This is a genomic window from Microtetraspora glauca, from assembly GCF_040656155.1.
Taxonomy (GTDB): Bacteria; Actinomycetota; Actinomycetes; order Streptosporangiales; family Streptosporangiaceae; genus Microtetraspora; species Microtetraspora glauca.
In genome coordinates, this window is the sequence record NZ_JBFALK010000001.1 from 473,572 (window position 1) to 496,722 (window position 23,151).

Sequence of the window (23,151 nt, forward strand, 5' to 3'; positions counted from 1 at the left end):
CGACACGCCCGGAGAGACGGAGATCACGTTCATGACCGACGGTAAAGAAGAGATCGATCGTGGAGGCGTGTCCGATGCCACATCTTTGTTCCTCGATGGACAGGATGCCCTGCTCAGGGGGCACTGGTACCCCTGTGCGGCAGGGGGAACCGACCACGCCGACTCGGTCGCGGAGGGCGCGGATCCGCTCGGGGATGACGAGATGTGATCATCCGGCGGGTCGCGCGGCTGACATTCGGCCCGGCAGGGACTAGCGTTCAGGACATGGCACCCGTTCGGGTCCGTGGTTGCACCGGATCGACCCCCAGGTGGGGGCCGGTTCGGCTAGCCGATGCCAGCCGCAGGCGAAACGGTCCACGTAAGGCGACTCTTGGTCGTCCGATCACGGTGCGGCTTAGAGGTAAGTCCTGCCTTCCCGGGGGTCCAGATGTCCCCCGCAAGAGGAGAAGGGCAGTAGTGGCAAAGAGCTGCGAGACCCTCAGCAGGCGGATGTGGGGACGAAGACCAGGTCGGCCGGACGGGTGCCTCGAGCGCTTCGCGCTCTCCATCACAGTCGAGATGCGAAGGGGGGCTATTGCGTGGACATCATCGTCAAGGGACGGCACACCGGTGTGAGTGACCGATTCCGCGAGCATGTGACCACCAAGCTGGCCAGAATCGAGCGACTGGACAACCGGCTCATCCGGGCGGACGTGGAGGTGTCCAAGGAGCGGAATCCGCGGATGAGCGACCAGCGGGAACGCGTCGAGCTGACGATCCGCTCCCGAGGTCCGGCGATCCGGGCCGAGGCCGCTGCGGACGATCGGTTCTCGGCGCTGGACATCGCGCTGGGAAAGCTGGAAGCGCGCCTGCGGCGGCTCGCCGACCGGCGCAAGATCCACCACGGAAAGAACTGCCCGCCGTCGGTGGGCGTGCTCACCGCCGGACTGGGCGACGTGGCCCCTCAGGTCGTCGAAACGCCGCCCCGGACCGAGTCCCGGAGCGAGGTCCCGCAGCAGACCGCCTATGAGGAGCCGATCGTCCCGATCGAGATGGACGGCGAGGGGCCGGTCGTCGTGAGGGAGAAGTTCCACGAGGCCGACCCCATCACCATCGACCAGGCTCTGCTGGAGATGGAACTCGTCGGGCACGACTTCTATCTCTTCCGTGACAAGGAGAGCGGCCAGCCGAGCGTCGTCTACCGTCGGCGCGGCTACAACTATGGCGTGCTCAGGCTCGTCGAGCGATAAGAGCCCCCCGTGGATTCCGCGTCCGGCGGAATCCACGGGCCAGGCCGTCCCCCGTCGACGAAGATCCTCTCCCACGCCGGAACCCGTGTAATGATGGCGATCCGGCTACCTTGACCCCCGCAAGGAGGAGAAGTGAGCGAGCGGAGCGAGCGCGGTGGCGAACCGATCCGCGTCCTCATCGTGGACGATCACGCGCTGATCCGCCGCAGCCTGGAGCTCGCCCTGGCGGCCGAGGCCGACATCGAGGTGGTCGGTGAGGCGAGCGACGGTCAGGAGGCGGTGGAGCTCGCCGACCGGTTGCTGCCCGACGTGGTGCTCATGGACGTACGGATGCCCAGACAGGACGGCATCGGCGCGACGCGGAGCATCAAGGAGTCGGTGCCGAGCACGCGGATCATCATGCTGACGGTCAGCGACGAGGAGGAGGACCTCTTCGAGGCCATCAAGGCGGGTGCCACCGGTTACCTGCTCAAGGACGTCCAGATCGACGAGGTGCCCGACGCCGTGCGCGGCGTGCACGAGGGCCAGTCGCTCATCAACCCGGCGATGGCCGCCAAGCTGATCAGCGAGTTCCAGCACATGAGCCGCAAGGAGGCCGAGCGGCCGCCGCAGCTCCCGGTCCCCCGGCTGACGGAGCGCGAGATGGAGGTGCTCCGGCTCGTCGCCAAGGGCATGAACAACCGCGAGATCGCCAAGGACCTGTTCATCTCCGAGAACACCGTGAAGAACCACGTGCGCAACATCCTGGAGAAGCTGCAGTTGCACTCCCGGATGGAGGCCGTGGTGTACGCCGTCCGGGAGCGCCTGCTCGAGATCACCTGACGGCCGCTAGGCGGAACCGTCCGGCGGCTCCGCCGCCAGCGCGGCGCGCAGCGGGGCCTCGTGCTCCGGCGACGTGACGCGCTCCACGCGAACGCTCGTGCAGCCCACCCAGCTCGCGGCCTCCCACAGCGCGGTTCGCATCGCCTCGACGGCACCGGCCCGGCTGCCGCCCGGCTCGAACCCCACCTGGCGGGCGACCAGGGTCGAGCCCTCACGGGCCGGGTCCACGCGGCCGATGAGCCGCCCGCCTGCCAGCACCGGCATCGCGAAATAGCCGTGTACGCGCTTGTGCTTGGGGACGTACGCCTCCAGGCGGTGGCTCAGCCCGAAGACGCGCTCGGCCCGCGCGCGCTCCCAGATGAGGGAGTCGAAGGGGGACAGGAGTGTGGTGCGGTGCCGCCCGCGCGGCTCGCTCTCCAACGCCGCCGGGTCCGCCCACGCGTTGGCCGTCCCGTCGCCCGCGGGGCCTCGCCTGGCCCTCGGAGCGGGCCACCCGGACACGTGGACGGGCACCAGGCCCGCGGCTCCGCTGCGCAGGGCCTCGTCGAGGAGGTCGGCGTACCTGCCCTTCACTCGGGTGAAGTCGACGAGATCGGCCCGCGTGGCCACGCCGAGGGACCGGCCGGCGATGGAGGTGAGCGCGGTCACGCCGTCGGCGTCGGGGAGGTCTCCCGAGAGGAGGTCACCGGGGACGGCCCGCTCGGCCAGGTCGTAGACGCGCCGCCAGCCGACCCGGCGGGTGCAGACGACCTCGCCGATGTCGAGGAGGTACTCGATGGAGATCTTGGCGTCGGACCAGTCCCACCAGGGACCGCCGTTCTTGGCGCCGCCGATGTCGGTGGTGGTGATCGGCCCGTCCTGGCGGACCTGATCGAGGATCTTGTCCACCGTGGGCGGGACCTCGTGCCAGCGGTAGCGCCGGTCACGGTAGGCCCGGCGGCGGAAGCCGTACAACGGCCAGTGTTCGAGGGGAAGGATGCAGGCGGCGTGGCACCAGTATTCGAAGGCCTGGGCCGGATCGTGCCAGTACGCCCGTTCGGCGGACGCCCGGCCGATGGGGCCGAGCCGGGCGTACGCGACCAGTTCATGAGAACGTGCGAGCACCGAGATGGTGTCGAGTTGTACCGCGCCCACGCGCCGGAGCATGCCGCGCACTCCGCCACTCCGGGAGCCGGCGCCGAGGAAACCCTGGGCCCGGAGGATGATCCTGCGGGCCTCGTCTGCAGTCAGGTCCGTCACAGGCGCCGATGGTAGACGCTGTGACTGACAAAACGCTTACGACGGTTGCAGGGAGATCAGTGGTGGGTGAGCTCGTGGTGCTCGAACGGGGACTGGTGCTCCCCTTCCGGCATCACCCGGGGAGCGTCGATGATCACGTCGGAGAAGATGTCGACGAGGAGGGCGACCACACCCCCGACCGCGCAGATGGCGGCGCCGATCCAGAAAATGAGCCAGTTGGGTCCGATGGTGAGGCCGACACCGCCGACGGTGAAACCGGCGAGAATGATGATGACGGCGAACCATGACTTGGGGCTTCCGCCATGACTGCCCTGATGTGCGCTTTCTGCCATACACCGTTTTCTACCCGATGGCCTTGTCGGTACGCGAGCCGGGGAACGACTGAGAGGCTTCGACCGTTGTAATGGCGCGCCGCTCCGTCCTCTCTCCGGTGGCTGTGTCCGGTGGTGGAACGGCCTACGATGGCAGCGGGGAAGTATGTCTTGTCCTCACACTCCGGTGGATCCGCCGGGGTAGACCTGCGAGGAGCTTTACTAAAAGTGGCAGCCATTCTCGACAAGATCCTTCGCGCCGGCGAAGGTAAGACTCTGCGTAAGCTCAAGCGGATCGCCGAGCAGGTCAACTCCATTGAAGAAGACTTCAAGAGCCTGTCCGACGCCGAGCTGCGCGCTCTGACCGACGAGTACAAGCAGCGCCACACCGACGGCGAGTCCCTGGAGGACCTGCTGCCCGAGGCGTTCGCCACCGTTCGCGAGGCCGCGCGCCGGGTCCTGGGCCAGCGCCACTTCGACGTGCAGCTCATGGGCGGCGCCAACCTCCACATGGGCAACATCTCCGAGATGCGCACCGGTGAGGGCAAGACGCTCACCTGTACCCTCCCCGCCTACCTGAACGCGATCTCCGGCAAGGGCGTTCACGTCGTCACGGTCAACGACTACCTCGCCAAGCGCGACGCCGAGACCATGGGCCGGGTGCACCGCTTCCTCGGCCTCGAGGTCGGCGTCATCCTCGCCAACATGCCGCCGGACGAGCGCCGCAGGCAGTACAACGCCGACATCACGTACGGCACGAACAACGAGTTCGGCTTCGACTACCTGCGCGACAACATGGCCTGGTCCATGGAGGAGTGCGTACAGCGCGGTCACAACTTCGCGATCGTCGACGAGGTCGACTCGATCCTCATCGACGAGGCCCGGACCCCCCTGATCATCTCCGGTCCCGGTGAGCAGTCCGGCAAGTGGTACGCCGAGTTCGCCAAGATCGTCCCCAGGCTCCGGCGAGGCACCGAGGGCAAGGACGGCGAGGACAGCACCGGCGACTACGTCGTCGACGAGAAGAAGCGCACCGTCGGCATCCTGGAGGCCGGTGTCGAGCGCGTCGAGGACTGGCTCGGCATCGACAACCTCTACAAGCCCGAGCACACCCACCTCGTGCAGTTCCTCAACAACGCGCTCAAGGCCAAGGAACTGTTCAAGAAGGACAAGGACTACATCGTCGTCGACGGCGAGGTCCTGATCGTCGACGAGTTCACCGGGCGCGTGCTGCACGGCCGCCGCTACAACGAGGGCATGCACCAGGCCATCGAGGCCAAGGAAGGGGTGAAGGTCAAGGACGAGAACCAGACGCTCGCGACCATCACCCTGCAGAACTACTTCCGCCTCTATTCCAAGCTCGGCGGCATGACCGGTACCGCCGCGACCGAGGCCAACGAGTTCCACCAGACCTACAAGCTGGGCGTCGTCCCCATTCCGACCAACCGCCCGATGGTCCGCAAGGACCAGGCGGACGTGGTCTACAAGACCGAGGACGCCAAATTCCAGGCCTGCGTCGAGGACATCAAGGAGCGCTACGACCGGGGCCAGCCGGTCCTGGTCGGCACGACCAGCGTCGAGAAGTCCGAGAAGCTGTCGCGGATGCTCAAGCGCCAGGGCGTGCCGCACGAGGTGCTCAACGCCAAGAACCACGCGCGTGAGGCCGTGATCGTCGCGGAGGCGGGCCGGAAGGGCGCCGTCACGGTCGCCACCAACATGGCCGGCCGCGGCACCGACATCATGCTCGGAGGCAACCCCGAGTTCCGTGCCGCCCTCGAACTGGAGCAGCGCGGCCTGTCGCCGGCGGAGACCCCCGAGGAGTACGACAAGGCGTGGGGCGAGGCGCTGGAGAAGGCCAAGGAGGCCGTCAAGGCCGAGCACGAGGAGGTCATCGACCTCGGCGGCCTGTACGTCCTCGGCACCGAGCGGCACGAGTCCCGGCGCATCGACAACCAGCTCCGCGGTCGTTCCGGCCGCCAGGGCGACCCGGGCGAGTCCCGGTTCTACCTGTCGCTGGAGGACGACCTGATGCGGCTGTTCAACTCCGCCCGGGTCGAGATGATCATGACGCGGCTGAACATCCCCGACGACGTGCCGATCGAGTCCGGCATCGTCTCGAAGGCGATCGCGTCCGCTCAGCACCAGGTCGAGCAGCAGAACTTCGAGATCCGCAAGAACGTCCTCAAGTACGACGAAGTCATGAACCGGCAGCGCAAGGTCATCTACGGTGAGCGCCACCGGGTGCTGGAGGGCGCCGACCTGCACGAGCAGGTTCGCGGTTTCGTCACCGACGTCATCGACGACTACGTCAGGGCCGCCACCGCCGAGGGGTTCGCCGAGGAGTGGGACCTCGACAAGCTGTGGAAGGCGTTCGGGCAGCTCTACCCCGTCTCGCTGACCGTCGAGCAGCTCGTCCAGGAGGCCGGCGGCGACCGCGAGGACCTGACCGCCGACCTCATCGCCGAGAAGATCAAGGCCGACGCGATCGAGGCGTACCAGCGGCGCGAGGAGGAGCTCGGCGCCGAGGCGACGCGCGAGCTGGAGCGCCGGGTGATCCTGTCGGTGATCGACCGCAAGTGGCGTGAGCACCTCTACGAGATGGACTATCTCCAGGAGGGCATCGGCATGCGCGCCTACGCGCAGAAGGACCCCCTGGTGGAATACCAGCGGGAGGGCTTCGAGATGTTCTCCGCGATGCTGGACGGCATCAAGGAGGAGTCGGTCGGCTACCTGTTCAACCTGGAGGTCGAGGTTCAGGCGAACCCGATCGTCGAGGAGAACGAGGAGGAGAGCGCCGTCGCGGAGGCGGGGTCCATCATCGCCAGGGCGCTGCGCCAGCCGGCCCGGCCGAGCGAGATGGTCTACACGGCGCCGGGCGAGACCGGCGACGTCGAGGTCAGCAGGGTGCGCTCCACCCCTGAGCAGCGCGCCGCGTACGGCAACGTCGAGCGGAATGCCCCGTGCCCCTGTGGTTCGGGCAAGAAGTTCAAGCGGTGCCACGGCGACCCCAAGAGCGTCGAGGCCTGACCTGGTCTGAGGAGAGGCCCCTGCCGGAAGATCGGCGGGGGCTTCCCCTTTTCTCATCGAGCTGTCCCGGCGAGCTGCCCCGCCGAGCCGGAGTCTTCCCGCGGTCCCGCGTCACGCGGTCTCGAAGTCGGTCACGAGCCACTGGACGCCGCGGCGTTCGAGGCGCAGGGCGAGGGCGTGGCTGCGCGCCCCGCAGTGGACGAGCAGGCACATCTCCAGCATCCCGTCGCCCGGCTGCTGGATGTGCGGAGCGCCGACCATCGGCGGCCGCGGAGCGTCGATCATCCTTCCGGCGCGGATCAGCTCGCCGTACGCGCGCTCGCTGAGCCTGTCCTGCACGGTCGCGGGCGGGCGGCGCCCGCAGAGGATCTCGGCCATGGCCTGGCCGAGCCCGCGCAGCCGCCGCTCGTCGGGCACCGCGCCGGGCGGCCCGATGACGAGCGGCCCGCCGCCCCGCGCCAGGGCGAGCGCGCCGTACGTGCGGGGGGTCCCGCTCGCCGGGCGCTCGTCGCCGTGGGCGGGGTCGGCGGCGGGAACGGGCAGGAGGCGTGGCAGGCGGAACGGCTCCGGCGTGGGTGTGGGCATCGGGACTCCCCGGTCGTCGGTGAACGTGACGACTACTAGAGATTCCGGCCCGGCCCGTTGATACGAGGACCGCCAACTTTCCGGTACGACCGGACGCGTTGTGGGGCTATGCGCGGAAGGTCCACGGCGTACGGCGCCCGGTTGGAGCGGCACGCGAGGGGTTTCGGCGCATGCGGGACGAGGTTTCGGGCCGCCCCGATCAGGTGCGTGTGCGGACCGGTTCCGCGCTCTCCCCGGAGTCGACGTCGAGTTCGGGTTCGCGGCCGGGAGTCATGAAGTTCAGCTTCTTGATCAGGAAGCTGAAGATCACGTAGTAGATCACGGCGTAGATGACGCCGATGCCCATGACCAGCCAGAATTGGTGGGTGTTGTCCTTGCCGATGTTGAGCAGCGCGTCGGTGGCTCCGGCGGAGAACCCGAAGCCGAGCCGCCCGCCGAGCCAGGCGACCAGCGCCATCGAGACGCCGGTGAGCAGGGCGTGCACCACGAACAGCAGCGGGGCGACGAAGATGAACGCGAACTCGATCGGCTCGGTGATGCCGGTGACGAAGGAGACGAGAGCGGCGGAGATCATGATGCCGCCGACGGCCGGACGCCGGTGGGCGGGGGCCGCGCGCCAGATGGCCACCGCCGCGGCGGGCAGGCCGAACATCATGACCGGGAAGAAGCCCGTCATGAACGAACCGAACCCGTCGGCGCCCTGCAGGTAGCAGGTCAGGTCGCCGGAGAACTGCGCCCCGGCCGCGTTGGTGCAGCCGGGCACCTGGAACCACACGATCGAGTTGATGATGTGGTGCAGGCCGAGCGGGATGAGCAGACGGTTGGCCACGCCGTACACGCCCGCGCCGACGACGCTGTTGTCGGCGAGCACCTTGCCGAAGCTGTTGATCCACTCGCCGACCGGCGGCCAGATGAGGCCGAAGACGACGCCGAGCACGACCCCGGCGAGTGCCGTCGCGATCGGGACGAAGCGGCGCCCGCCGAAGAACGCCAGCCAGGCCGGCAGCTTGATCCGGTAGTACCGCTGCCACAGCAGGGCCGCGACGACGCCGATGACGATGCCGCCGAGCACGCCGGTCGGGTTGTTCGCGGACCAGTTGATCGTGTCCCGGGCCACGCCGTCCGCGCCGACCACCGTCTGGGCCACTCGCTGGTGCACCGCGTCGACCGTCGGCGCCTGGAAGAACAGGCCCTTGGTGACCCGGTCGAAGACCAGGTAGCCGACCAGCGCCGCCACGGCGGTGGACCCGTCGGACCGGCGGGCGAAGCCGACCGCGACGCCGACGGCGAAGAGCAGCGGCAGGGCGTCGAAGAGCGAGTCGCCGGCGTTCAGGAGCACCGTGGCGACCTTGGCCATCCACTCGAAGCCCGGCACGTCAGCGAGGCCGCCGGGGATCGCCCCGTTGGACCCCAGCATGTCGGGCTGGCCGAACCGCTTCAGGATCGCGGCAGCCGGCAGGGCGACGATCGGGAGCATCAGAGAGCGGCCCAGACGTTGCAGCACGCCCATCACGGCCGATCCCGAGGACGGCGGAGCGGGCGATCCCGCCTCGGCCGAGCGTGAACTCATCGATGTTCCTCCAGGGCTGGGGTTCGGGAGGATCGCTACGGGCGTCGGACGGGGATCTCGAGAAGGGTTCTGAGCTGGTAACGGTCGGCCCGGTAGGTGGAGACGCCGAGCTCCGCGCACATCCCGCCGGCGAAGGAACGCCGCTGGAGCAGCAGCACCGCGCCGCCCCGGGGCAGCTTGAGCAGGTCGGCGTCACCGGGGTCGGCGATGCCGCCGTCGATGGTGAGCTCGCCCGCGTCGAGCACGAGGCCGTACCGCGATTCGAGCAGCGCGTACAGCGAGCGCCCGGACAGGTCGTAGGAGTCGAGGTCCGGGGCGAGGGCCACGGGGATGTGGGCGCGCTCGATGGACAGCGGCTCGCCGTCGGCGGTGCGCAGCCGTTCGATGAAGTGCACCGCGTCGCCGGGCTGGATGCCGAGCTCCCGGGCGAGGTGGGCGCTGGCCCTGACGATCCGGCGGTCCAGGTCGCGGGAGCCGGGCGTGAGGCCGCGGGCCCGCATGTCGTCGCTGAACGACGTGAGCTGGAGGGCGAGCTCGATCTTCGGGCGGGCGACGAACGTGCCCTTGCCGGGGACCCGGTGCAGCCGCCCCTCGGACACCAGGTGGTCGACCGCCTGCCGTACCGTCATTCTGGAGAGGCCGAAACGCTGGCACAGCTCGCGTTCGGAGGGAATCGCCGCGCCGATCGGCAACTCGTTGTTCTCGATGAGATCGAGCAGGATCTCCCGGAGCTGGAAGTATTTGGGCACCGGGCTGTCCGGATCGATCTGAGCCACTGATCCCTCCCCTCTCGATCTGATCATCTGAACTAAGTTATGGTTCGTGCTGGTCTAGTCCGGACTAGACCACAGCTTGGAATTGTGTGTCAATGTACGGACCAGAGACGGATCGATAACGGCAAGGTCTCGCCAAGCCGGGATTTGAGGATGGCAGCAGATGACGACCAAGATGCGCAGCGAGATCGCCGAGCAGCCGGCCGCGCTTCGTGACACGCTTGACTCCCTGCTTCCCAGGGTGGACGAGGTGCGGCGGCTCGCGGGGGAGACCCGGCAGCTCCTCTTCGTCGCTCGGGGCACCTCCGACAACGCCGCGGTGTACGGCCGCTACCTGATCGAGGCGCACGCCGGCCGCCTGTGCGCTCTGGGGGCGCCGTCCATCGCCACCACCTACCGCCGCAGGCTCGACCTGGACGGCGTGCTGGCCGTGGGCCTGTCGCAGTCCGGGCGGACCGAGGAGATCGTCGAGACCCTCGACTGGGCGAAGAGCTGCGGCGCCAAGACCGTGGCGATCACCAACGGCGGCCCCGCCTCGCCGCTGGCCGAGATCGCCGATCTGGCCCTGTGCACGCTGGCCGGTGAGGAGAAGGCCGTCCCGGCCACCAAGACGTACACCACGCAGCTCGCCGCGCTGGCGGTGCTCGCGCTGGGGCTCGGCGCCGACGTGAACGCGGACGACCTGCAGCGGGTGCCCGACGCGGTGGAGAAGCTGATCGACGACCCCGGTGACCTGGCGGCCGTCGTCGAGGGCCTCGCCGACAAGCCGGGCGTGGTCGTCTCCGGCCGGGGACTCGCCTTCTCCACCGCGCTCGAACTCGCGCTCAAGCTGAAAGAGGCCTGCTACCTGCACGCCATGGGACTCTCGTACGCCGACCTGCTGCACGGGCCGATCGCGGTGGTGGACGAGGACACCCCGGCCATCCTGGTCGCGGCGGGTGAGGGCCCGACGCTGCCCGGCACGGTCGCGCTGGCCGAGCGGGTGACCGGCGCGGGCGCCGCCGCGTACGGTGTCGGCGGCGGCACGGCGCTGGCGGCCGTGTCCACCGCCGCGCTGAACGGTCCCGACCTTCCCGAATGGGTGGCGCCCATGGGCCTCATCGTGCCCGGTCAGCTCCTCACCGAGGCACTCGCGCGCAGGCTCGGCATCGACCCCGATGCCCCCCGAGGCCTGAACAAGGTGACTCAGACGGATTAGCCTGCGCACAGCACGCATATCGAGGAGGACCGACATGGCGGCAGATGTCCGGGCGATCATCGCTGGGCTCGGTGGTGTGGACAACGTCATCGACATCGAGCCGTGCATCACGCGGCTGCGCACGGAGGTGTACGACGCCTCCAAGGTCGACCAGGCGGCCCTCAGGGCGGCGGGTGTCCACGGCGTGATGCTGGCGGGCAACGTCGTGCAGGTCGTCGTGGGACCCGACGCCGACACGATCGCCAGCGACATCGAGGAGATCATCGGCTGACGCTCGGGCCGATCCGACAGGAAGGGGCGTCGTGACGACTGTTCTCGCCCCGGTGGCGGGGACGGCGGTCGGTCTGGCGGCCGTGCCGGACCCGGTCTTCTCCCAGGCCATGGTCGGGCCCGGATCGGCGATCGATCCCGAACGCGCTCCCGGTCAGGCCGTCGCCCCGATCAGCGGGACGATCGTCAAGCTGCACGCGCACGCCTACATCGTCGAGGGGGACGACGGCAGGGGCGTGCTCGTGCACCTCGGCATCGACACCGTGCAGCTCAAAGGGGAGGGTTTCCGGTTGCTCGCGGCCGAGGGGGACCGGGTCCGCGCCGGCCAGCCGGTGGTGTTCTGGAATCCCGCCGCGGTCGAGGAGGGCGGGCGGTCGCCGATCTGCCCCGTGGTGGCCCTGGACGCGGCGGACGGCGACGTCAACGGGCAGGTCCGTGGTGGCGTGGGAGCGGGCGACGACCTGTTCGAGTGGTCGTGAAGTCCGGCCCGCCGGGTAATTGAGTGCCGACGATCCGGCTCGGGGTGGTGCCGGACCGCTCGCGCCGAGCAGAATCCGCCTGAGAGAACCGAACAAGACATCCCGAGAACCCGAGAGAAGAGGAGGACCCGTGGCCGAGCGCAAGGTCACCGTCATGTCGGAAGTCGGGCTGCACGCCCGTCCCGCCGCGACGTTCGTGCAGACCGCGGCCCAGGCGCCCTTCGACGTCACCGTCGCCAAGTTCGGCGTCCCGCCGGTGAACGCGAAGAGCATCCTGTCGGTGCTGGCCCTGGACGTGCGCCAGGGCGAGACGATCGTCATCAGCGCCGAGGCCGAGGGCGCGGACGAGCTCCTGGACCGGCTCGCCGCCATCGCGTCGGCACCCTGAGCATGAGCGCGGACCGGCTGGCCGGAGTGGGCGTGAGCCCGGGCGCGGGGTACGGCCCGGCGCACCGGCTGGTTCGTGAGATCCCCGAGCCGCCCAGGGGGTCGCGCCACGGCGGGGACGCGGAAGCGGAGAGGCGGCGGGCGGAACGGGCCCTGGAACAGGTCGCGGCCGACCTTTCCGCACGCGGTGACCGGGCGGGAGGTGAGGCGCGGGACGTGCTGGCCGCCCAGGCCATGATGGCCCTCGATCCGGGGCTGGCCTCGGTCGTGGCCGAGTTGGTCGGCCAGGGTGTCTCCGCTCCCCGGGCGGTCTTCGAAGCCTTCGGGAAATATCGGGATCTGCTCGCCGGGGCGGGCGACTACCTCGCCGGGCGGGTCGCCGATCTGGACGACATCAGGGACCGGGCAGTCGCGGCGCTGGAGGGCCTGCCGCTGCCGGGTCTCCCGCAGGATCCCCCAGAGCCCTACGTGCTGGTGGCGAGGGACCTCGCGCCCGCCGACACCGCCCTGCTCGATCCCGCCGCCGTGGCGGCGTTCGTCACCGAGGAGGGCGGGCCGACCAGCCACACCGCGATCCTGGCCCGCTCGCTGGGAGTGCCCGCCGTCGTGGGCTGCGCCGGGGCGACCGCGATCCCGCCCGGCACGCGGGTGCTGGTCGACGGCTCCACCGGTGCCGTACGGCTCTCGCCCACCGAGGAGGAGGTCGCCCGCGCCATGCGGGCGGACGCGGACCAGGACGCCCTGCTCGCCACCGTCACGGGGCCCGGCGCCACCGCGGACGGCCACGCCGTACCCCTGCTGGCCAACGTCGGCGGGCCGGCCGACATCGCGCCCGCGCTGGCGGCGGGGGCCGAGGGCGTGGGTCTCTTCCGCACCGAGTTCCTCTTCCTGGACCGGGAGGACCCCCCGACGTGGGAGGAGCAGCAGGACGCCTACCGCGCCGTCTTCGAGGCGTTCTCCGGCTCCCGGGTGGTCGTCCGCGTCCTCGACGCCGGGGCCGACAAGCCGCTCGACTTCCTGCCGCCTCCGGCCCCGGAGCCCAACCCCGCGCTCGGCGAGCGGGGGGTGCGCATGTTCCGCCACTATCCGGACGTGCTCGCCGCCCAGCTCGATGCGCTGGCCAGGGCGGCCGAGGGCACGTCGGCGCGGGTCCAGGTGATGGCGCCGATGGTCGCCACGGTCGAGGAGGCCGCCTGGTTCGCCGACGCCTGCCGTACGGCGGGACTGCCGTCCTCAGGAGTCATGATCGAGATCCCGGCGGCGGCCCTGCGCGCGGCCGACATCGCCGCGGTGACCGGGTTCTTCTCGATCGGGACCAACGACCTCACCCAGTACGCCCTCGCCGCGGACCGTGAGGCCGGGGCGCTGGCCGGGCTGCAGGACCCGTGGCATCCGGCCGTGCTCGATCTCGTCGCGCTGGCCGCGTCGGCCGCCGCGGCCGCGGGCCGGGAATGCGGCCTCTGCGGAGAGGCGGCCGCCGACCCGGCCCTGGCATGCGTGTTCGCCGGGCTCGGTGTGACGTCGCTCTCCATGGCCGCCCTCGCCCTGCCCCGGGTGCGCGCGGCACTGGCCCGGCACACCCTGGACGCGTGCCGCCGGGCCGCCGCCGCCGCGCGGGCGGCGAACTCCGCGGCGGCCGCGCGCGCCGCCGCTCGCGCGAAACTCCCCGCGCTCGCCGAGCTGTCGCTCTGAGGTCCCTCACCCGTGTGACCGAGTGAGCTTGTGGATAACGGTGAGGCGGGTGGTGCGATACGCGGATACCGTGATGGGTGTGCTGCGACGACTGGGCCTCGGACTGCTGGTGATCGTTATGGCGGGGTGCTCCTCCGTGGAGGCGGAGCGGACCGCCGCCCCCACCTCCTCCGCTCCTCCTCCCTCTTCCACGCCCGCGGCGAGCGAGAGCCGTACGGCGCCGTCGCCGTCGGCGCGGGCGGAGGGCAGGGGCGATGTGGCCGCCACGCTCGCCGGGATGAGCGTCGAGGAGAAGGTCGGCCAGCTCTTCATGCCGGTCGTGTACGGCTCCCGCGCCGACTCCGAGCACCGGGAGAACACCGCGCGGTTCGGTGTGGGCACCCCGGCCGAGGCGATCGAGAAGTACCACCCCGGCGGTGTGATCATCTTTCCCTGGGCGGGCAACGTCTCCGACGCGAAGCAGCTCGCCGCGCTGACGACCGGGCTGCGCAGGGCGTCGGGCAAGGTTCCGCTGATGATCGGTGTGGACCAGGAGCACGGCATCGTCTCGCCGCTGGGCTCGATCGTCACCAAGCTTCCCGGGGCGATGGCCATCGGCTCGACCGGCGATCCCGCCAACGCGCGCGAGGCCGCGCGGCTGACCGGCACGGAGCTTCGCGCCCTCGGCATCACCATGGACTTCGCGCCGGTCGCGGACGTCAACATCAACCCGCGCAACCCGGTGATCGGCCCGAGGGCCTTCGGCTCCGACCCGGCGAGGGTCGCCACGATGGTCGGCGCCGCGGTCGACGGTTTCCACGCGGCGGGCATCGCCTCCACCGCGAAGCACTTCCCCGGGCACGGCGACACCTCGACGGACAGCCACACCGGCCTCCCGGTGATCCAGCATTCGAAGGCGCAGTGGCGCAGGCTCGACGCGCCGCCGTTCCGCGAGGCCATCGAGCACGGCATCGACGCGATCATGACCGCGCACGTCGTCATGCCGAAGCTCGACCCCTCAGGCGATCCCGCCACGCTGTCCCGCACGATCCTGACCGGGCTGCTCCGCGACGAACTGGGCTTCGAGGGGGTGATCAGCACCGACGCGCTCAACATGGCCGGTGTCCGCGAGAAGTACGGCGACGCCGAGGTGGCCGTGCGCGCCGTGCTGGCCGGGGCCGACGTGCTGCTCATGCCGCCCGACATGCCCAAGGCGTACGGCGCGGTCCTGTCGGCGGTGAAGTCGGGCCGGATCTCGGCCGCCCGGCTGGACGCGTCGGTCACCCGGATCCTCCGGCTGAAGGCGAAGAGGGGCATGTTCGGCACGGTGACGACGAATCCCGGCCTGGTGCGGTCGCCGGCCCATCTGAAGGCCGCCCGGCGCATCGCCGGGGAAGCGGGCGTTTCCTGACGCCCTATTCTTTTGAGGCGGGTTCACACAGGAGGTGTCGTGCTCAAGGGAGTACTGATCGACTGGGGCGGGGTGCTCACCACGAGCCTCGCCGACTCGATCGCGGGCTGGATCACCGAGGATCGCATCGACGCCACGCACTACAAGGACGTGATGCGCGAGCTGATCCTGCACGCCTACGAGGGTGGTGACGGCGAGAGCGTCATCCACGCCCTCGAACGCGGTGAGATCTCGGCGCCCGACTTCGAGCGCGACCTCGCGGCCAGGCTGGTGACCCTCGACGGCGTCCCGCCGGTGGCCGAGGGGCTGCTCGCCCGGATGTTCGTCGGGTTCCAGCCCGTCGAGGAGATGAACGAGATGCTGCGCCTCGCGCGCACGGCCGGGATCCGGACCTGCCTGGTGTCCAACTCCTGGGCGAACGACTACCCCCGGCACACCTGGGACGGGCTCTTCGACGAGATCGTCATCTCCGGTGAGGTCGGGATGCGCAAGCCCGAGGCGCGGATCTTCCACCACGCGCTCGGCCTGGTCGGGCTGCCGCCCGAGGAGTGCGTGTTCGTCGACGACATCGAGGCGAACATCACCGCCGCGCGGGCCATCGGGCTGGTCGGCATCCACCACCGTGACGCCCCCGCCACCATCGGCGAGCTCGAAGGCCTGTTCGGCCTGTCGCTGCGCTCCTGACGTGACCGACGAGAGGTTCGAATGCGCGTCTATCTCCCGTGCACGCTTCCCGGGCTGGCCCGCGTGGTCGCCGCGGGCGAGCTGGGCCCCGCGCCGCTGACCGGTTACGCGGTGACCCCCGCACTGGTCGAGTGGTACGCCTCCGGCGACACCGAAGAGCTGGAGTACGTCGCCATGACGGAGGCGGCCCGCGCCTCCCTGCGGATGCTCGCGGACGCCCACGCCGCCGAGGGGGGCGAGGGGGCTGCGACTCCGGCCCGCCGGGTCGTGGTGGTGGCCGAGGTGCCGGACGCCGCCGTCAGCGTGGGCGCCGATGTGGACGAGCGGGCGCGGGTGCGGCTCACGGAGCCGGTCTCGCTGACCCGGCTGGCCTCGGTGCACGTGGATGACCCCGCCGCCGCGCCGGACATCGAGGCGGCCGTCGCCGCGCTGCCCGCCGCCGACCTCGGAGACGACGACGCCCGGTTCACCCTGGACGGCGCCGAGGCACACGAACTGATGTGGTTCGCCACGCAGGAGATTCCCGACCTGCTGGTCTAGCCCGTCGCTATCATCCATGCTGATATGACACACATTGTTTGGGACTGGAACGGCACTCTGTTCCACGACATCGATGCCGTGGTGGGTGCGACGAACGAAGTCTTCCGGCCGTACGGCGTCGGCCCCTTCGACCCGGACGGCTTCCGCGCCGTCTACACGCGGCCCATCTGGGTCGCGTACGAGCGCATGCTCGGCAGGTCGCTCCACGACGGCGAGTGGGAGCGGCTCGACGAGGGCTTCCACGATCACTACCACCGCCTGATGCTGGCCTGTGAGCTCGCCGAGGGCGCCCTGTCCAGCCTCCAGTCCTGGGAGCAGGCGGGGCGGACGCAGTCGCTGCTGTCCATGTGGGGCCACGAGCGCCTGGTGCCCAAGGTGAACGAGCTCGGCATCGCCCGGCACTTCGCCCGCGTCGACGGTCTGCGCAGCGCCTCGGGCGGTCCGAAGGCCGAGCACATGGCCGCGCACATCCTCGCGCTCGGCCTGGACCCGGAGAACGTCGTGGTGATCGGTGACAGCGTCGACGACGCGCACGCCGCGCAGCACGTCGGCGCGCGGGCGATCCTCTACACGGGCGGCATGACGAGCCGTGCGGATCTGGAGCAGGTCGGCGTTCCCGTCGTCGACTCGCTGGTGAACGCCCTCGACCTGATCTGATCGGTACCGGGTGCCCGGAGATATCGCCATTCGGGGTAGAAAGTCCGATGGCGTACCCGGGAGCCGTACTCTTGGGCGTGTGATCAACCGCCTCGTTCTCTGGAACGTCGATCTCACCCTGGTCGACGTCACCATCGTCACCAGGGACGCCTACGCCGACGCGTTCCGCATGGTCACCGGGCGGCCGCTGGTGAAGCTGGCTCCGGCGATGGGCCGCCCCGACTCCGAGATCGTCTTCGAGACGCTGGCCGTCAACGGCATCGCGGTGGAGGACTACCACCTGCCGAAGTTCCTCGACGCGCTGGCGGTCTGTTTCGCCGACAAGCGCAAGCGGCTGACCTCCGACGGCCGGGCCATGCCCGGAGCCAAGGACGCGCTCAAGGCGGTGTCCCGGCTCGGCGGCGTCGTCCAGTCCGTACTCACCGGGACGATCAGGAGCAACGCGGTCCACAAGCTCAAGGCGTTCGGGCTGGACAAGACGATGGACTTCGAGGTCGGGGGATACGGCGAGGAGGTCTATCCCAAGGCCACGCTGCTCCAGGTGGCGCAGGGCCGGGCCAAGGCGCGGTACGGCGGGGCGTTCACCTCCGCGAACACCGTGCTGATCGGCGACTCCACGCGCGACGTTCAGGCGGCCCGCATCGGCGGCGCGGCCATGATCGCGATCGCGTCGGGCCGGTCGACGGCCGCCGAGCTCCGCGAGGAGGGGGCGGACATCGTCCTGCCCGACCTGGCCAACGCGTCGGAGGTGGTGGCGGCCGTCGCGCGCCTCACCGGGCGGTGAGGCCGGTCAGGAAGCGGGCCGCGACGGGCGCCGCCACGGCGGCCCCCATGCCCGCGCCCTCCACGATGACGGCGAACGCCAGGTCACCCCGGTAGCCGATGAACCACGAGTGCGTCGGCGGCTCCTCGCCCGAGCCGTACTCGGCGGTTCCCGTCTTGCCCGCCGTACCGGCCGGGAAGGCGACGCCCCGCGCGGTGCCCTCGGTGACCACCGCGGGCATGAGCCGGCGCAGGGCCGCCACCACTCCCGGTTCCAGCTTCTTGGGCGTCGAGCCGTCCGGAGGGACCAGGCCGGCGGGGACGAGCCGCGGCGGGCGCCAGGTGCCGTCCGCGATGGCCGCGGCGACGGCCGCCATGTTGAGCGGGCTGGCCAGCACCCTGCCCTGCCCGATCGCGGCCGAGGCGAGGTCGGTGTCGCCCTCCGGGGCGGGGAACTGGGCGCGTACGGCGGGCACGCCGGGCTGGATCGGCTGACCGAAGCCGAAGCTCGACGCGACCGCGCTCATCCGCGCCCCGCCGAGCCGGTTCACCGCGAGGTCGCCGAACGTGGTGTTGCACGAGTGGGCGAAGGCGTCCCGCAGCGGGAGCGCGCCGAACTCCTCGTGGTGTGAGTTGTGGAAGGTGAAGCCGCCGATCGTCTGCTCCGCCGGGCACTTCACGGTCTGCGCGGCGCTCATGCCGTCGGCCACGAGCGCCGACGCGGTCACCACCTTGAAGGTCGATCCGGGCGGGTACGTGCCGAGCAGGGCGCGGTTGAAGCCGCCCGGCTTGTTCACCACGGCGAGGATCTCCCCGGTCGAGGGGCGCAGCGCGACGAGGGACGCGGGCTTGGAAACGCCCTCCAGGGCCTGGGCCCCCGCCTGGTGGACGCCCAGGTCGATCGTGGTGGTCAGCGCCTTGCCCGCCGACTTCTCCGTGGTGGCGATCGTGTCGGCCCCGCCGTCCGCGCCGACCAGTTCGACGCGGGTGGACGCGGTGCCCGTGAGGCGGGAGCGGTACTGCTCCTTGAGCGCATCGACGAGCTGCTGGACCGAGCCGGGCGCGGTCTCGGTGTCGATCCTGGTGCCGTCTGCCGCGGTGACGGGGGCCTGCTCCGGCTTCGCCGTGGTGACCCTGAACCTGGCGCCGTCACCGAGCCGCGGATGGACGGCGGCCGGCGTCCAGGCGACCCGCCAGGCACGGTCGCGTTCCACGAGGCGCAGCTCGCCGTCGTAGGAGAAGTCCACCGCGGCGTCGAGCGCCGCCCGGAACCGCACCGTCCTGACCGCGCCCCCGCTCTCGCCCGCCTTCCCTTCCGGGGTGAAGCGGGCGGACGTCACCTTCAGATCGCCGCGGAACCGGTCGTAGACACGTTGGAAGTCGGCGGGCGGGTCGGCGGTCAGCGCCCGCATCGCCGCGTAGTCGGACCTGGACCACGCGGAGAGGAAGTCCGCCGCGGTCTCCGCCGGAGATCCCTGGGTGCGCAGCGCCCAGATCGTGCCCCCCGCCGCCACGACCGGCACCAGTACGGCGGCCGCCACGAGCGGCCACCTGCGCCGCCGCTTCGCGTGATACGAAATTTCCGGCATTTCTCCCCCTTGCGTGTCGTGCTTGCACAGGGGAGCAGACGGCGGGTATTCATGTCCAATACAGATATCAGGCTGAAAGTGATATCGATTTGCGTATCATTGCTGCTCATGGACCTCGTTCGGCACCTGCGGTACTTCGTGGTGATCGCCGAAGAGCTGCACTTCGGCAACGCGGCGGCTCGGCTCGGCATGGCGCAGCCGCCGCTCAGCCAGCGGGTGAAGCGGCTGGAAGACGAGCTGGGCGTGCGGCTGTTCGACCGGACCAGCCGCCAGGTCCGGCTCACCGACGCCGGGCGGGTGCTGCTGCCCGAGGCGCGCGAGCTCGTGGAGAGGGCCGAGCGGATCAGGGAGCTGATGGCCAGGACGGTGCGGGGTGACACGGCGAGCCTGCGCGCCGCCGTACCACCCGACCTGGGCGCCTCCGTGCTCGCCGCCCTGATCGCCCGGTTCCGCGCCGGACACCCGGATGTACGGCTGACGCCCACCGAGATGGGCACCTCGGACCAGGTGGACGCCCTGCTGGGGGGCGAGCTCGACCTGGGCGTCCTACGGCATCCCGTGATGGCCGCGGGTCTCGGCTTCGGCCCCATCCTGGTTCAGCATCCGGGGGTCCTGCTACGTGAGGAGGACGAGCTGGCGACCCTCGCGACGGTGCACCTGGCCGACCTGGCGGGACGCGAGCTCGTGCTGCCGCCGCGCGCGCTGGAGCCCGGCCTCCACGACGAGACCCTCGCTGGCTGCCGGCGCCACGGCTTCGTCCCCGCCGAGGTCAGGCACGCCGTCCACGGCCAGTTCATGATCGGGCTGGTCCTCGCCGGCACCGCCGTCGCACTCGGACACCGGGCCGACGTGCCCGGGGTCGTCTGGCGCCCACTGGCCGGCACCCCTCTGTCCTGGCGGATCTCCACCGCCTGGCGCGGGGAGCCGTCCGAGCACGTCGCCGGATTCGCCGAGTTGACCACCCGCGTTCTGCGGGAGGATGCGGGCATGTCCGATGAAGGCGCATCCCCGCGACAATGGGTTGCCCCCCGCCCCGCCACGGGGTTCCTCGCATGAGACAGCTCGAACAGATCTTCCGTACGGCGGGGGTCACCGGACGGCTGCACGCGGTGGACATCGACACCGGCCGCGAGGTCGGGCTGGGCGCCGACGAGCCCGTCGTGCTGGCCTCGGTGTTCAAGGTGCCGCTGCTGGTCGCGTTCCACCGCAAGGCCGAGCGCGGGCTGCTGGACCCGGGGGAGCGGATCACCGTCCCGGCGGAGGGGCGTCCCGGGGGCGGCACGGGTCTGTCGGCCATGCTGGACGAGGTGACGGCGTCCCTCAGGGACCTCGCCTATCTCATGATCAGCGTGAGCGACAACACCTCGGCGGACGCGCTGCTCGCACGGGTCGGGCTGGACGAGGTCAACGCCGTGCTCGCGGACCTCGGCCTGGCCGGAACGAGGGTGGAGCACTCGTGCGCCGAGCTGTTCACCGCCATGCGGGAGGACGCCGGCGCCGCGGACATGGCCGAGCTGTCCCAGATGACCACGGACCCCGGCGTGATCGCCCGGCTGCGCGTGCTGGATCCGGCGCGGACCAGCCGCAGCACCCCTCGGGACATGACCCGGCTGCTCGGCCTGATCTGGCGGGACGAGGCCGCCGGGCCCGAGTCGTGCTCGGCCGTACGACGGCTGATGGGGCTCCAGGTGTGGCCGCACCGGCTCGCCTCCGGCTTCCCGTACGACGACGTGGCGGTCAGCGGCAAGACGGGCACGCTGCCGACGATCCGGAACGAGGTGGGGGTGATCGAGTACCCCGACGGCGGTCGCTACGCCATCGCCGTCTTCACCCGGTCGATCGGCACCGCGCAGAACCAGCCGAGGGCGGACGCGGCCATCGGCTCGGCCGCCCGTGTCGCGGTCGACCACCTGCGCGCGCCGTTCCGTGGGGACGGGCACCATATGACGGCCTCTCCGTATGTGGGTGGAGGTGGTGACACGCCGCGCCCGTCTCGTCAAGATGGGGTGCATGGTTGAGGAAGGTGCTCTGCTGTGGGAACCCACCGCGGAGGTTGTGCGCGACGCCAGGATCACCCGCTACACCGAGTGGCTGGGGAGGCCGGGTGACTACCAGGACGTGTGGAACTGGTCGGTCGATTCGCCGGCCGAGTTCTGGACGTCGATCTGGGACTATTTCGACGTGCTGGGCGACCGTGGGGACGGGCCCGTCCTCCACGGGACGATGCCGGACGTCACCTGGTTCGAGGGCACGACCCTCAACTACGCGGAGAACGCGCTGCGCGGCGATCCCGACCGCCTTGCCGTGATATTTCGTGATGAATCCGGAACCAGGCGGACGTACACGCTGGGTGAGCTGCGCGCCGAGGTGGGCCGGGTCCGCGCCGGTCTCGCCCGGCTCGGGGTGCGGCGCGGTGACCGCGTCGCCGGATATGTGCCGAACATCCCCGAAGCGCTGATCGCGTTCCTGGCCACGGCCTCGCTGGGAGCGATCTGGTCGTCCTGCTCGCCCGACTTCGGGGCGCCCAGCGTCATCGACCGGTTCACCCAGATCGAGCCGAAGGTGCTCGTCGCCGTCGACGGCTACCGCTACAACGGCAAGGCGTTCGGCCGCGCGGACGTCGTGCGCGACATCGCCGCGAAGCTGCCGAGCCTGGCCGCGACCGTGTGGATCGGCTCCACCCCGGGCGCGGAGCGAGACGGTACGGCCGCCGCCGAGCTGGGCTGGGAGGAACTGCGGGCCGAGGCGGCGGAGCCGGAGTTCGATCGGGTCCCCTTCGGCCACCCGCTCTGGGTGCTCTACTCCTCGGGAACCACCGGGCTGCCCAAGCCGATCGTGCACGGCCACGGCGGCATCGTGCTCGAACACCTGAAGGCGCTCAGCTTCCACCAGGATCTGGGCGAGGGCGACGTGTTCTTCTGGTACACCACCACCGGCTGGATGATGTGGAACTTCCTCATCGGCGGCCTGCTCGTGGGGTCCACCGTCGTGCTGTACGACGGAAGCGCCGCCCACCCGGACACCGGAGCCCTGTGGGAGCTGGCCGCCCAGGAGGGGGTCACCTACTTCGGGACCGGCGCGCCGTACATCGTGGCGTCGATGAAGGCGGGAGTACGGCCGTCCGGGCTGGACCGGCTGCGGGGGATCGGCTCGACGGGGTCACCCCTGCCGCCCGAGGGCTTCGCCTGGATCTACTCCGACGTGAAGCCCGACGTGCAGCTCGGCTCGTTCTCCGGCGGCACGGACGTGTGCACGGGCTTCGTCGGCGCGGTGCCGCTGCTGCCGATCAGGGCCGGCGTGATCCCGTGCCGCTGCCTGGGTGCCCGCGTGGAGTCCTTCGACCCGGCCGGGGAACCCGTGATCGGCGAGGTGGGCGAGCTGGTGGTGACCGCGCCCATGCCCTCGATGCCGGTCATGTTCTGGAACGACCCGTCCGGCGACCGCTACCGGGAGTCGTACTTCGCCGACTACCCGGGCGTCTGGCGGCACGGGGACTGGATCAAGATCCTGCCCGGCGGCGGATGCGTGATCTACGGCCGATCCGACTCCACGCTCAACCGCGGCGGCGTCCGCATGGGAACGAGCGAGTTCTACCGGGTCGTCGAGAGGTTCGAGGAGATCGAGGACAGCCTCGTGATCGACACCGGCCAGCTCGGCCAGGACGGCCGCCTGCTGCTCTACGTCACCCTCGTGCCCGGTGCGGAGCTGTCCGACGAGCTGGTCGCCCGGCTGCGTACGGCGCTGCGGACCGAGCTGTCCCCCCGCCACGTGCCGGACGAGTTCCACCGGGTCCCCGGCATCCCGAGGACCCTGTCGGGCAAGAAGCTCGAGGTCCCGGTGCGGAAGATCCTGCTCGGCACCCCCGTCGAGAAGGCCGCCAACCCCGACGCCATGGCCAACCCCGAGGTCCTCAGCCACTTCGTCCCCGAACTCTGACCAACGGACGC

General features: G+C 70.6%; 23 protein-coding genes. 17 read left to right on the forward strand and 6 right to left on the reverse strand.

All coding sequences use genetic code 11. The annotated features are described in order from the left end of the window. Positions 1-31 precede the first annotated feature (31 nt). From AB0I59_RS02210 to AB0I59_RS02220, 3 genes are all read left to right on the forward strand, one after another. A complete protein-coding gene (locus tag AB0I59_RS02210) occupies positions 32-208 on the forward strand; it encodes a hypothetical protein (RefSeq protein WP_358129172.1) in 177 nt (58 codons plus the stop codon). 370 nt (positions 209-578) lie between these two features. Then, the gene (gene hpf / locus AB0I59_RS02215) at positions 579-1,229 is read left to right on the forward strand and encodes a ribosome hibernation-promoting factor, HPF/YfiA family (RefSeq protein WP_358129175.1); all 651 of its coding nucleotides are present in this window, start codon (positions 579-581) and stop codon (positions 1,227-1,229) included. A gap of 132 nt (positions 1,230-1,361) precedes the next feature. Continuing rightward, positions 1,362-2,051 (forward strand): response regulator, encoded by a 690-nt coding sequence (locus AB0I59_RS02220; protein ID WP_061253457.1) that lies wholly within the window; start codon positions 1,362-1,364, stop codon positions 2,049-2,051. 6 nt (positions 2,052-2,057) lie between these two features. Here the strand turns inward: AB0I59_RS02220 and AB0I59_RS02225 are convergent, their stop codons facing one another. Together AB0I59_RS02225 and AB0I59_RS02230 are read right to left on the reverse strand one after the other, a co-directional pair. Continuing rightward, positions 2,058-3,290, reverse strand: coding sequence for a winged helix-turn-helix domain-containing protein (locus AB0I59_RS02225; protein ID WP_061253458.1), 1,233 nt, complete (start codon positions 3,288-3,290; stop codon positions 2,058-2,060). Positions 3,291-3,346: 56 nt separating this feature from the next. Further along, a complete protein-coding gene (locus AB0I59_RS02230; RefSeq protein WP_061253459.1) occupies positions 3,347-3,622 on the reverse strand; it encodes an HGxxPAAW family protein in 276 nt (91 codons plus the stop codon). Between the two features lie 207 nt (positions 3,623-3,829). Between AB0I59_RS02230 and secA the strand changes: the two genes are divergently transcribed. Further along, positions 3,830-6,628 carry a preprotein translocase subunit SecA gene (gene secA / locus AB0I59_RS02235; protein WP_061253460.1) on the forward strand — a complete coding sequence of 933 codons (2,799 nt, stop codon included), beginning with the start codon at positions 3,830-3,832 and terminating at the stop codon, positions 6,626-6,628. A 111-nt stretch (positions 6,629-6,739) separates the two neighbouring features. Here secA and AB0I59_RS02240 read toward each other — a convergent pair whose 3' ends face one another. From AB0I59_RS02240 to AB0I59_RS02250, 3 genes are all read right to left on the reverse strand, one after another. Next, on the reverse strand, positions 6,740-7,213 hold the full coding sequence (locus AB0I59_RS02240) for an Rv3235 family protein (RefSeq protein ID WP_358129180.1): 474 nt from the start codon (positions 7,211-7,213) through the stop codon (positions 6,740-6,742). Between the two features lie 199 nt (positions 7,214-7,412). Then, a complete protein-coding gene (locus tag AB0I59_RS02245; RefSeq protein WP_061253462.1) occupies positions 7,413-8,783 on the reverse strand; it encodes a PTS transporter subunit EIIC in 1,371 nt (456 codons plus the stop codon). A gap of 35 nt (positions 8,784-8,818) precedes the next feature. Further along, entirely contained in the window at positions 8,819-9,559 is a 741-nt protein-coding gene (locus tag AB0I59_RS02250; RefSeq protein ID WP_228645754.1) for a GntR family transcriptional regulator, read from the reverse strand. Positions 9,560-9,719: 160 nt separating this feature from the next. On the opposite strand from AB0I59_RS02250, the gene AB0I59_RS02255 reads away from it, so the two are divergent. The 10 genes from AB0I59_RS02255 (at position 9,720) to AB0I59_RS02300 (ending at position 17,637) form a co-directional block, all read left to right on the forward strand. Further along, a complete protein-coding gene (locus AB0I59_RS02255; protein ID WP_061253464.1) occupies positions 9,720-10,754 on the forward strand; it encodes an SIS domain-containing protein in 1,035 nt (344 codons plus the stop codon). Positions 10,755-10,788: 34 nt separating this feature from the next. After that, positions 10,789-11,025, forward strand: a complete 237-nt coding sequence (locus AB0I59_RS02260; RefSeq protein ID WP_061253465.1) for a PTS sugar transporter subunit IIB — start codon at positions 10,789-10,791, stop codon at positions 11,023-11,025. 31 nt (positions 11,026-11,056) lie between these two features. Further along, positions 11,057-11,503: a PTS sugar transporter subunit IIA gene (locus tag AB0I59_RS02265; RefSeq protein ID WP_061253466.1), complete on the forward strand. Its 447-nt coding sequence runs from the start codon at positions 11,057-11,059 to the stop codon at positions 11,501-11,503. 130 nt (positions 11,504-11,633) lie between these two features. Next, a complete protein-coding gene (locus AB0I59_RS02270; RefSeq protein WP_061253467.1) occupies positions 11,634-11,891 on the forward strand; it encodes an HPr family phosphocarrier protein in 258 nt (85 codons plus the stop codon). A gap of 2 nt (positions 11,892-11,893) precedes the next feature. Further along, positions 11,894-13,582 carry a phosphoenolpyruvate--protein phosphotransferase gene (gene ptsP, locus AB0I59_RS02275; RefSeq protein WP_358129185.1) on the forward strand — a complete coding sequence of 563 codons (1,689 nt, stop codon included), beginning with the start codon at positions 11,894-11,896 and terminating at the stop codon, positions 13,580-13,582. Positions 13,583-13,661: 79 nt separating this feature from the next. Next, the gene (locus AB0I59_RS02280; RefSeq protein ID WP_358129187.1) at positions 13,662-14,972 is read left to right on the forward strand and encodes a glycoside hydrolase family 3 protein; all 1,311 of its coding nucleotides are present in this window, start codon (positions 13,662-13,664) and stop codon (positions 14,970-14,972) included. A 39-nt stretch (positions 14,973-15,011) separates the two neighbouring features. Beyond that, on the forward strand, positions 15,012-15,656 hold the full coding sequence (locus AB0I59_RS02285; protein ID WP_061253469.1) for an HAD family hydrolase: 645 nt from the start codon (positions 15,012-15,014) through the stop codon (positions 15,654-15,656). Between the two features lie 21 nt (positions 15,657-15,677). Further along, positions 15,678-16,196 carry a DUF6912 family protein gene (locus AB0I59_RS02290; protein WP_358129190.1) on the forward strand — a complete coding sequence of 173 codons (519 nt, stop codon included), beginning with the start codon at positions 15,678-15,680 and terminating at the stop codon, positions 16,194-16,196. 24 nt (positions 16,197-16,220) lie between these two features. Beyond that, positions 16,221-16,853 carry an HAD family hydrolase gene (locus AB0I59_RS02295; protein ID WP_061253471.1) on the forward strand — a complete coding sequence of 211 codons (633 nt, stop codon included), beginning with the start codon at positions 16,221-16,223 and terminating at the stop codon, positions 16,851-16,853. Between the two features lie 82 nt (positions 16,854-16,935). Continuing rightward, the gene (locus AB0I59_RS02300) at positions 16,936-17,637 is read left to right on the forward strand and encodes an HAD family hydrolase (protein WP_061253713.1); all 702 of its coding nucleotides are present in this window, start codon (positions 16,936-16,938) and stop codon (positions 17,635-17,637) included. Here AB0I59_RS02300 and AB0I59_RS02305 read toward each other — a convergent pair. After that, positions 17,624-19,204 carry a penicillin-binding transpeptidase domain-containing protein gene (locus AB0I59_RS02305; RefSeq protein ID WP_358129193.1) on the reverse strand — a complete coding sequence of 527 codons (1,581 nt, stop codon included), beginning with the start codon at positions 19,202-19,204 and terminating at the stop codon, positions 17,624-17,626. The genes AB0I59_RS02300 and AB0I59_RS02305 overlap by 14 nt on opposite strands. Before the next feature lie 108 nt (positions 19,205-19,312). Here AB0I59_RS02305 and AB0I59_RS02310 point away from each other — a divergent pair, with 108 nt between their 5' ends. Genes AB0I59_RS02310 through AB0I59_RS02320 form a run of 3 tightly spaced genes read left to right on the forward strand, consistent with a single transcriptional unit; the run spans position 19,313 to position 23,140 of the window. After that, entirely contained in the window at positions 19,313-20,260 is a 948-nt protein-coding gene (locus AB0I59_RS02310) for a LysR family transcriptional regulator (RefSeq protein WP_358129196.1), read from the forward strand. Beyond that, positions 20,257-21,222 carry a serine hydrolase gene (locus AB0I59_RS02315; protein ID WP_358129199.1) on the forward strand — a complete coding sequence of 322 codons (966 nt, stop codon included), beginning with the start codon at positions 20,257-20,259 and terminating at the stop codon, positions 21,220-21,222. The genes AB0I59_RS02310 and AB0I59_RS02315 overlap by 4 nt, the downstream gene beginning before the upstream one ends. Further along, a complete protein-coding gene (locus tag AB0I59_RS02320; RefSeq protein WP_358129202.1) occupies positions 21,215-23,140 on the forward strand; it encodes an acetoacetate--CoA ligase in 1,926 nt (641 codons plus the stop codon). The genes AB0I59_RS02315 and AB0I59_RS02320 overlap by 8 nt, the downstream gene beginning before the upstream one ends. Positions 23,141-23,151 lie beyond the last annotated feature (11 nt).

Bases quoted from the DNA above. Each gene is read 5' to 3' on its own strand.
- AB0I59_RS02210 (WP_358129172.1), top strand. From the start codon at position 32: ATGACCGACGGTAAAGAAGAGATCGATCGTGGAGGCGTGTCCGATGCC.
- AB0I59_RS02230 (WP_061253459.1), bottom strand. From the start codon at position 3,622: ATGGCAGAAAGCGCACATCAGGGCAGTCATGGCGGAAGCCCCAAGTCA.
- AB0I59_RS02240 (WP_358129180.1), bottom strand. From the start codon at position 7,213: ATGCCCACACCCACGCCGGAGCCGTTCCGCCTGCCACGCCTCCTGCCC.
- AB0I59_RS02245 (WP_061253462.1), bottom strand. From the start codon at position 8,783: ATGAGTTCACGCTCGGCCGAGGCGGGATCGCCCGCTCCGCCGTCCTCG.
- AB0I59_RS02255 (WP_061253464.1), top strand. From the start codon at position 9,720: ATGACGACCAAGATGCGCAGCGAGATCGCCGAGCAGCCGGCCGCGCTT.
- AB0I59_RS02260 (WP_061253465.1), top strand. From the start codon at position 10,789: ATGGCGGCAGATGTCCGGGCGATCATCGCTGGGCTCGGTGGTGTGGAC.
- ptsP (WP_358129185.1), top strand. From the start codon at position 11,894: ATGAGCGCGGACCGGCTGGCCGGAGTGGGCGTGAGCCCGGGCGCGGGG.
- AB0I59_RS02290 (WP_358129190.1), top strand. From the start codon at position 15,678: ATGCGCGTCTATCTCCCGTGCACGCTTCCCGGGCTGGCCCGCGTGGTC.
- AB0I59_RS02295 (WP_061253471.1), top strand. From the start codon at position 16,221: ATGACACACATTGTTTGGGACTGGAACGGCACTCTGTTCCACGACATC.
- AB0I59_RS02305 (WP_358129193.1), bottom strand. From the start codon at position 19,204: ATGCCGGAAATTTCGTATCACGCGAAGCGGCGGCGCAGGTGGCCGCTC.
- AB0I59_RS02310 (WP_358129196.1), top strand. From the start codon at position 19,313: ATGGACCTCGTTCGGCACCTGCGGTACTTCGTGGTGATCGCCGAAGAG.
- AB0I59_RS02315 (WP_358129199.1), top strand. From the start codon at position 20,257: ATGAGACAGCTCGAACAGATCTTCCGTACGGCGGGGGTCACCGGACGG.
- AB0I59_RS02320 (WP_358129202.1), top strand. From the start codon at position 21,215: ATGGTTGAGGAAGGTGCTCTGCTGTGGGAACCCACCGCGGAGGTTGTG.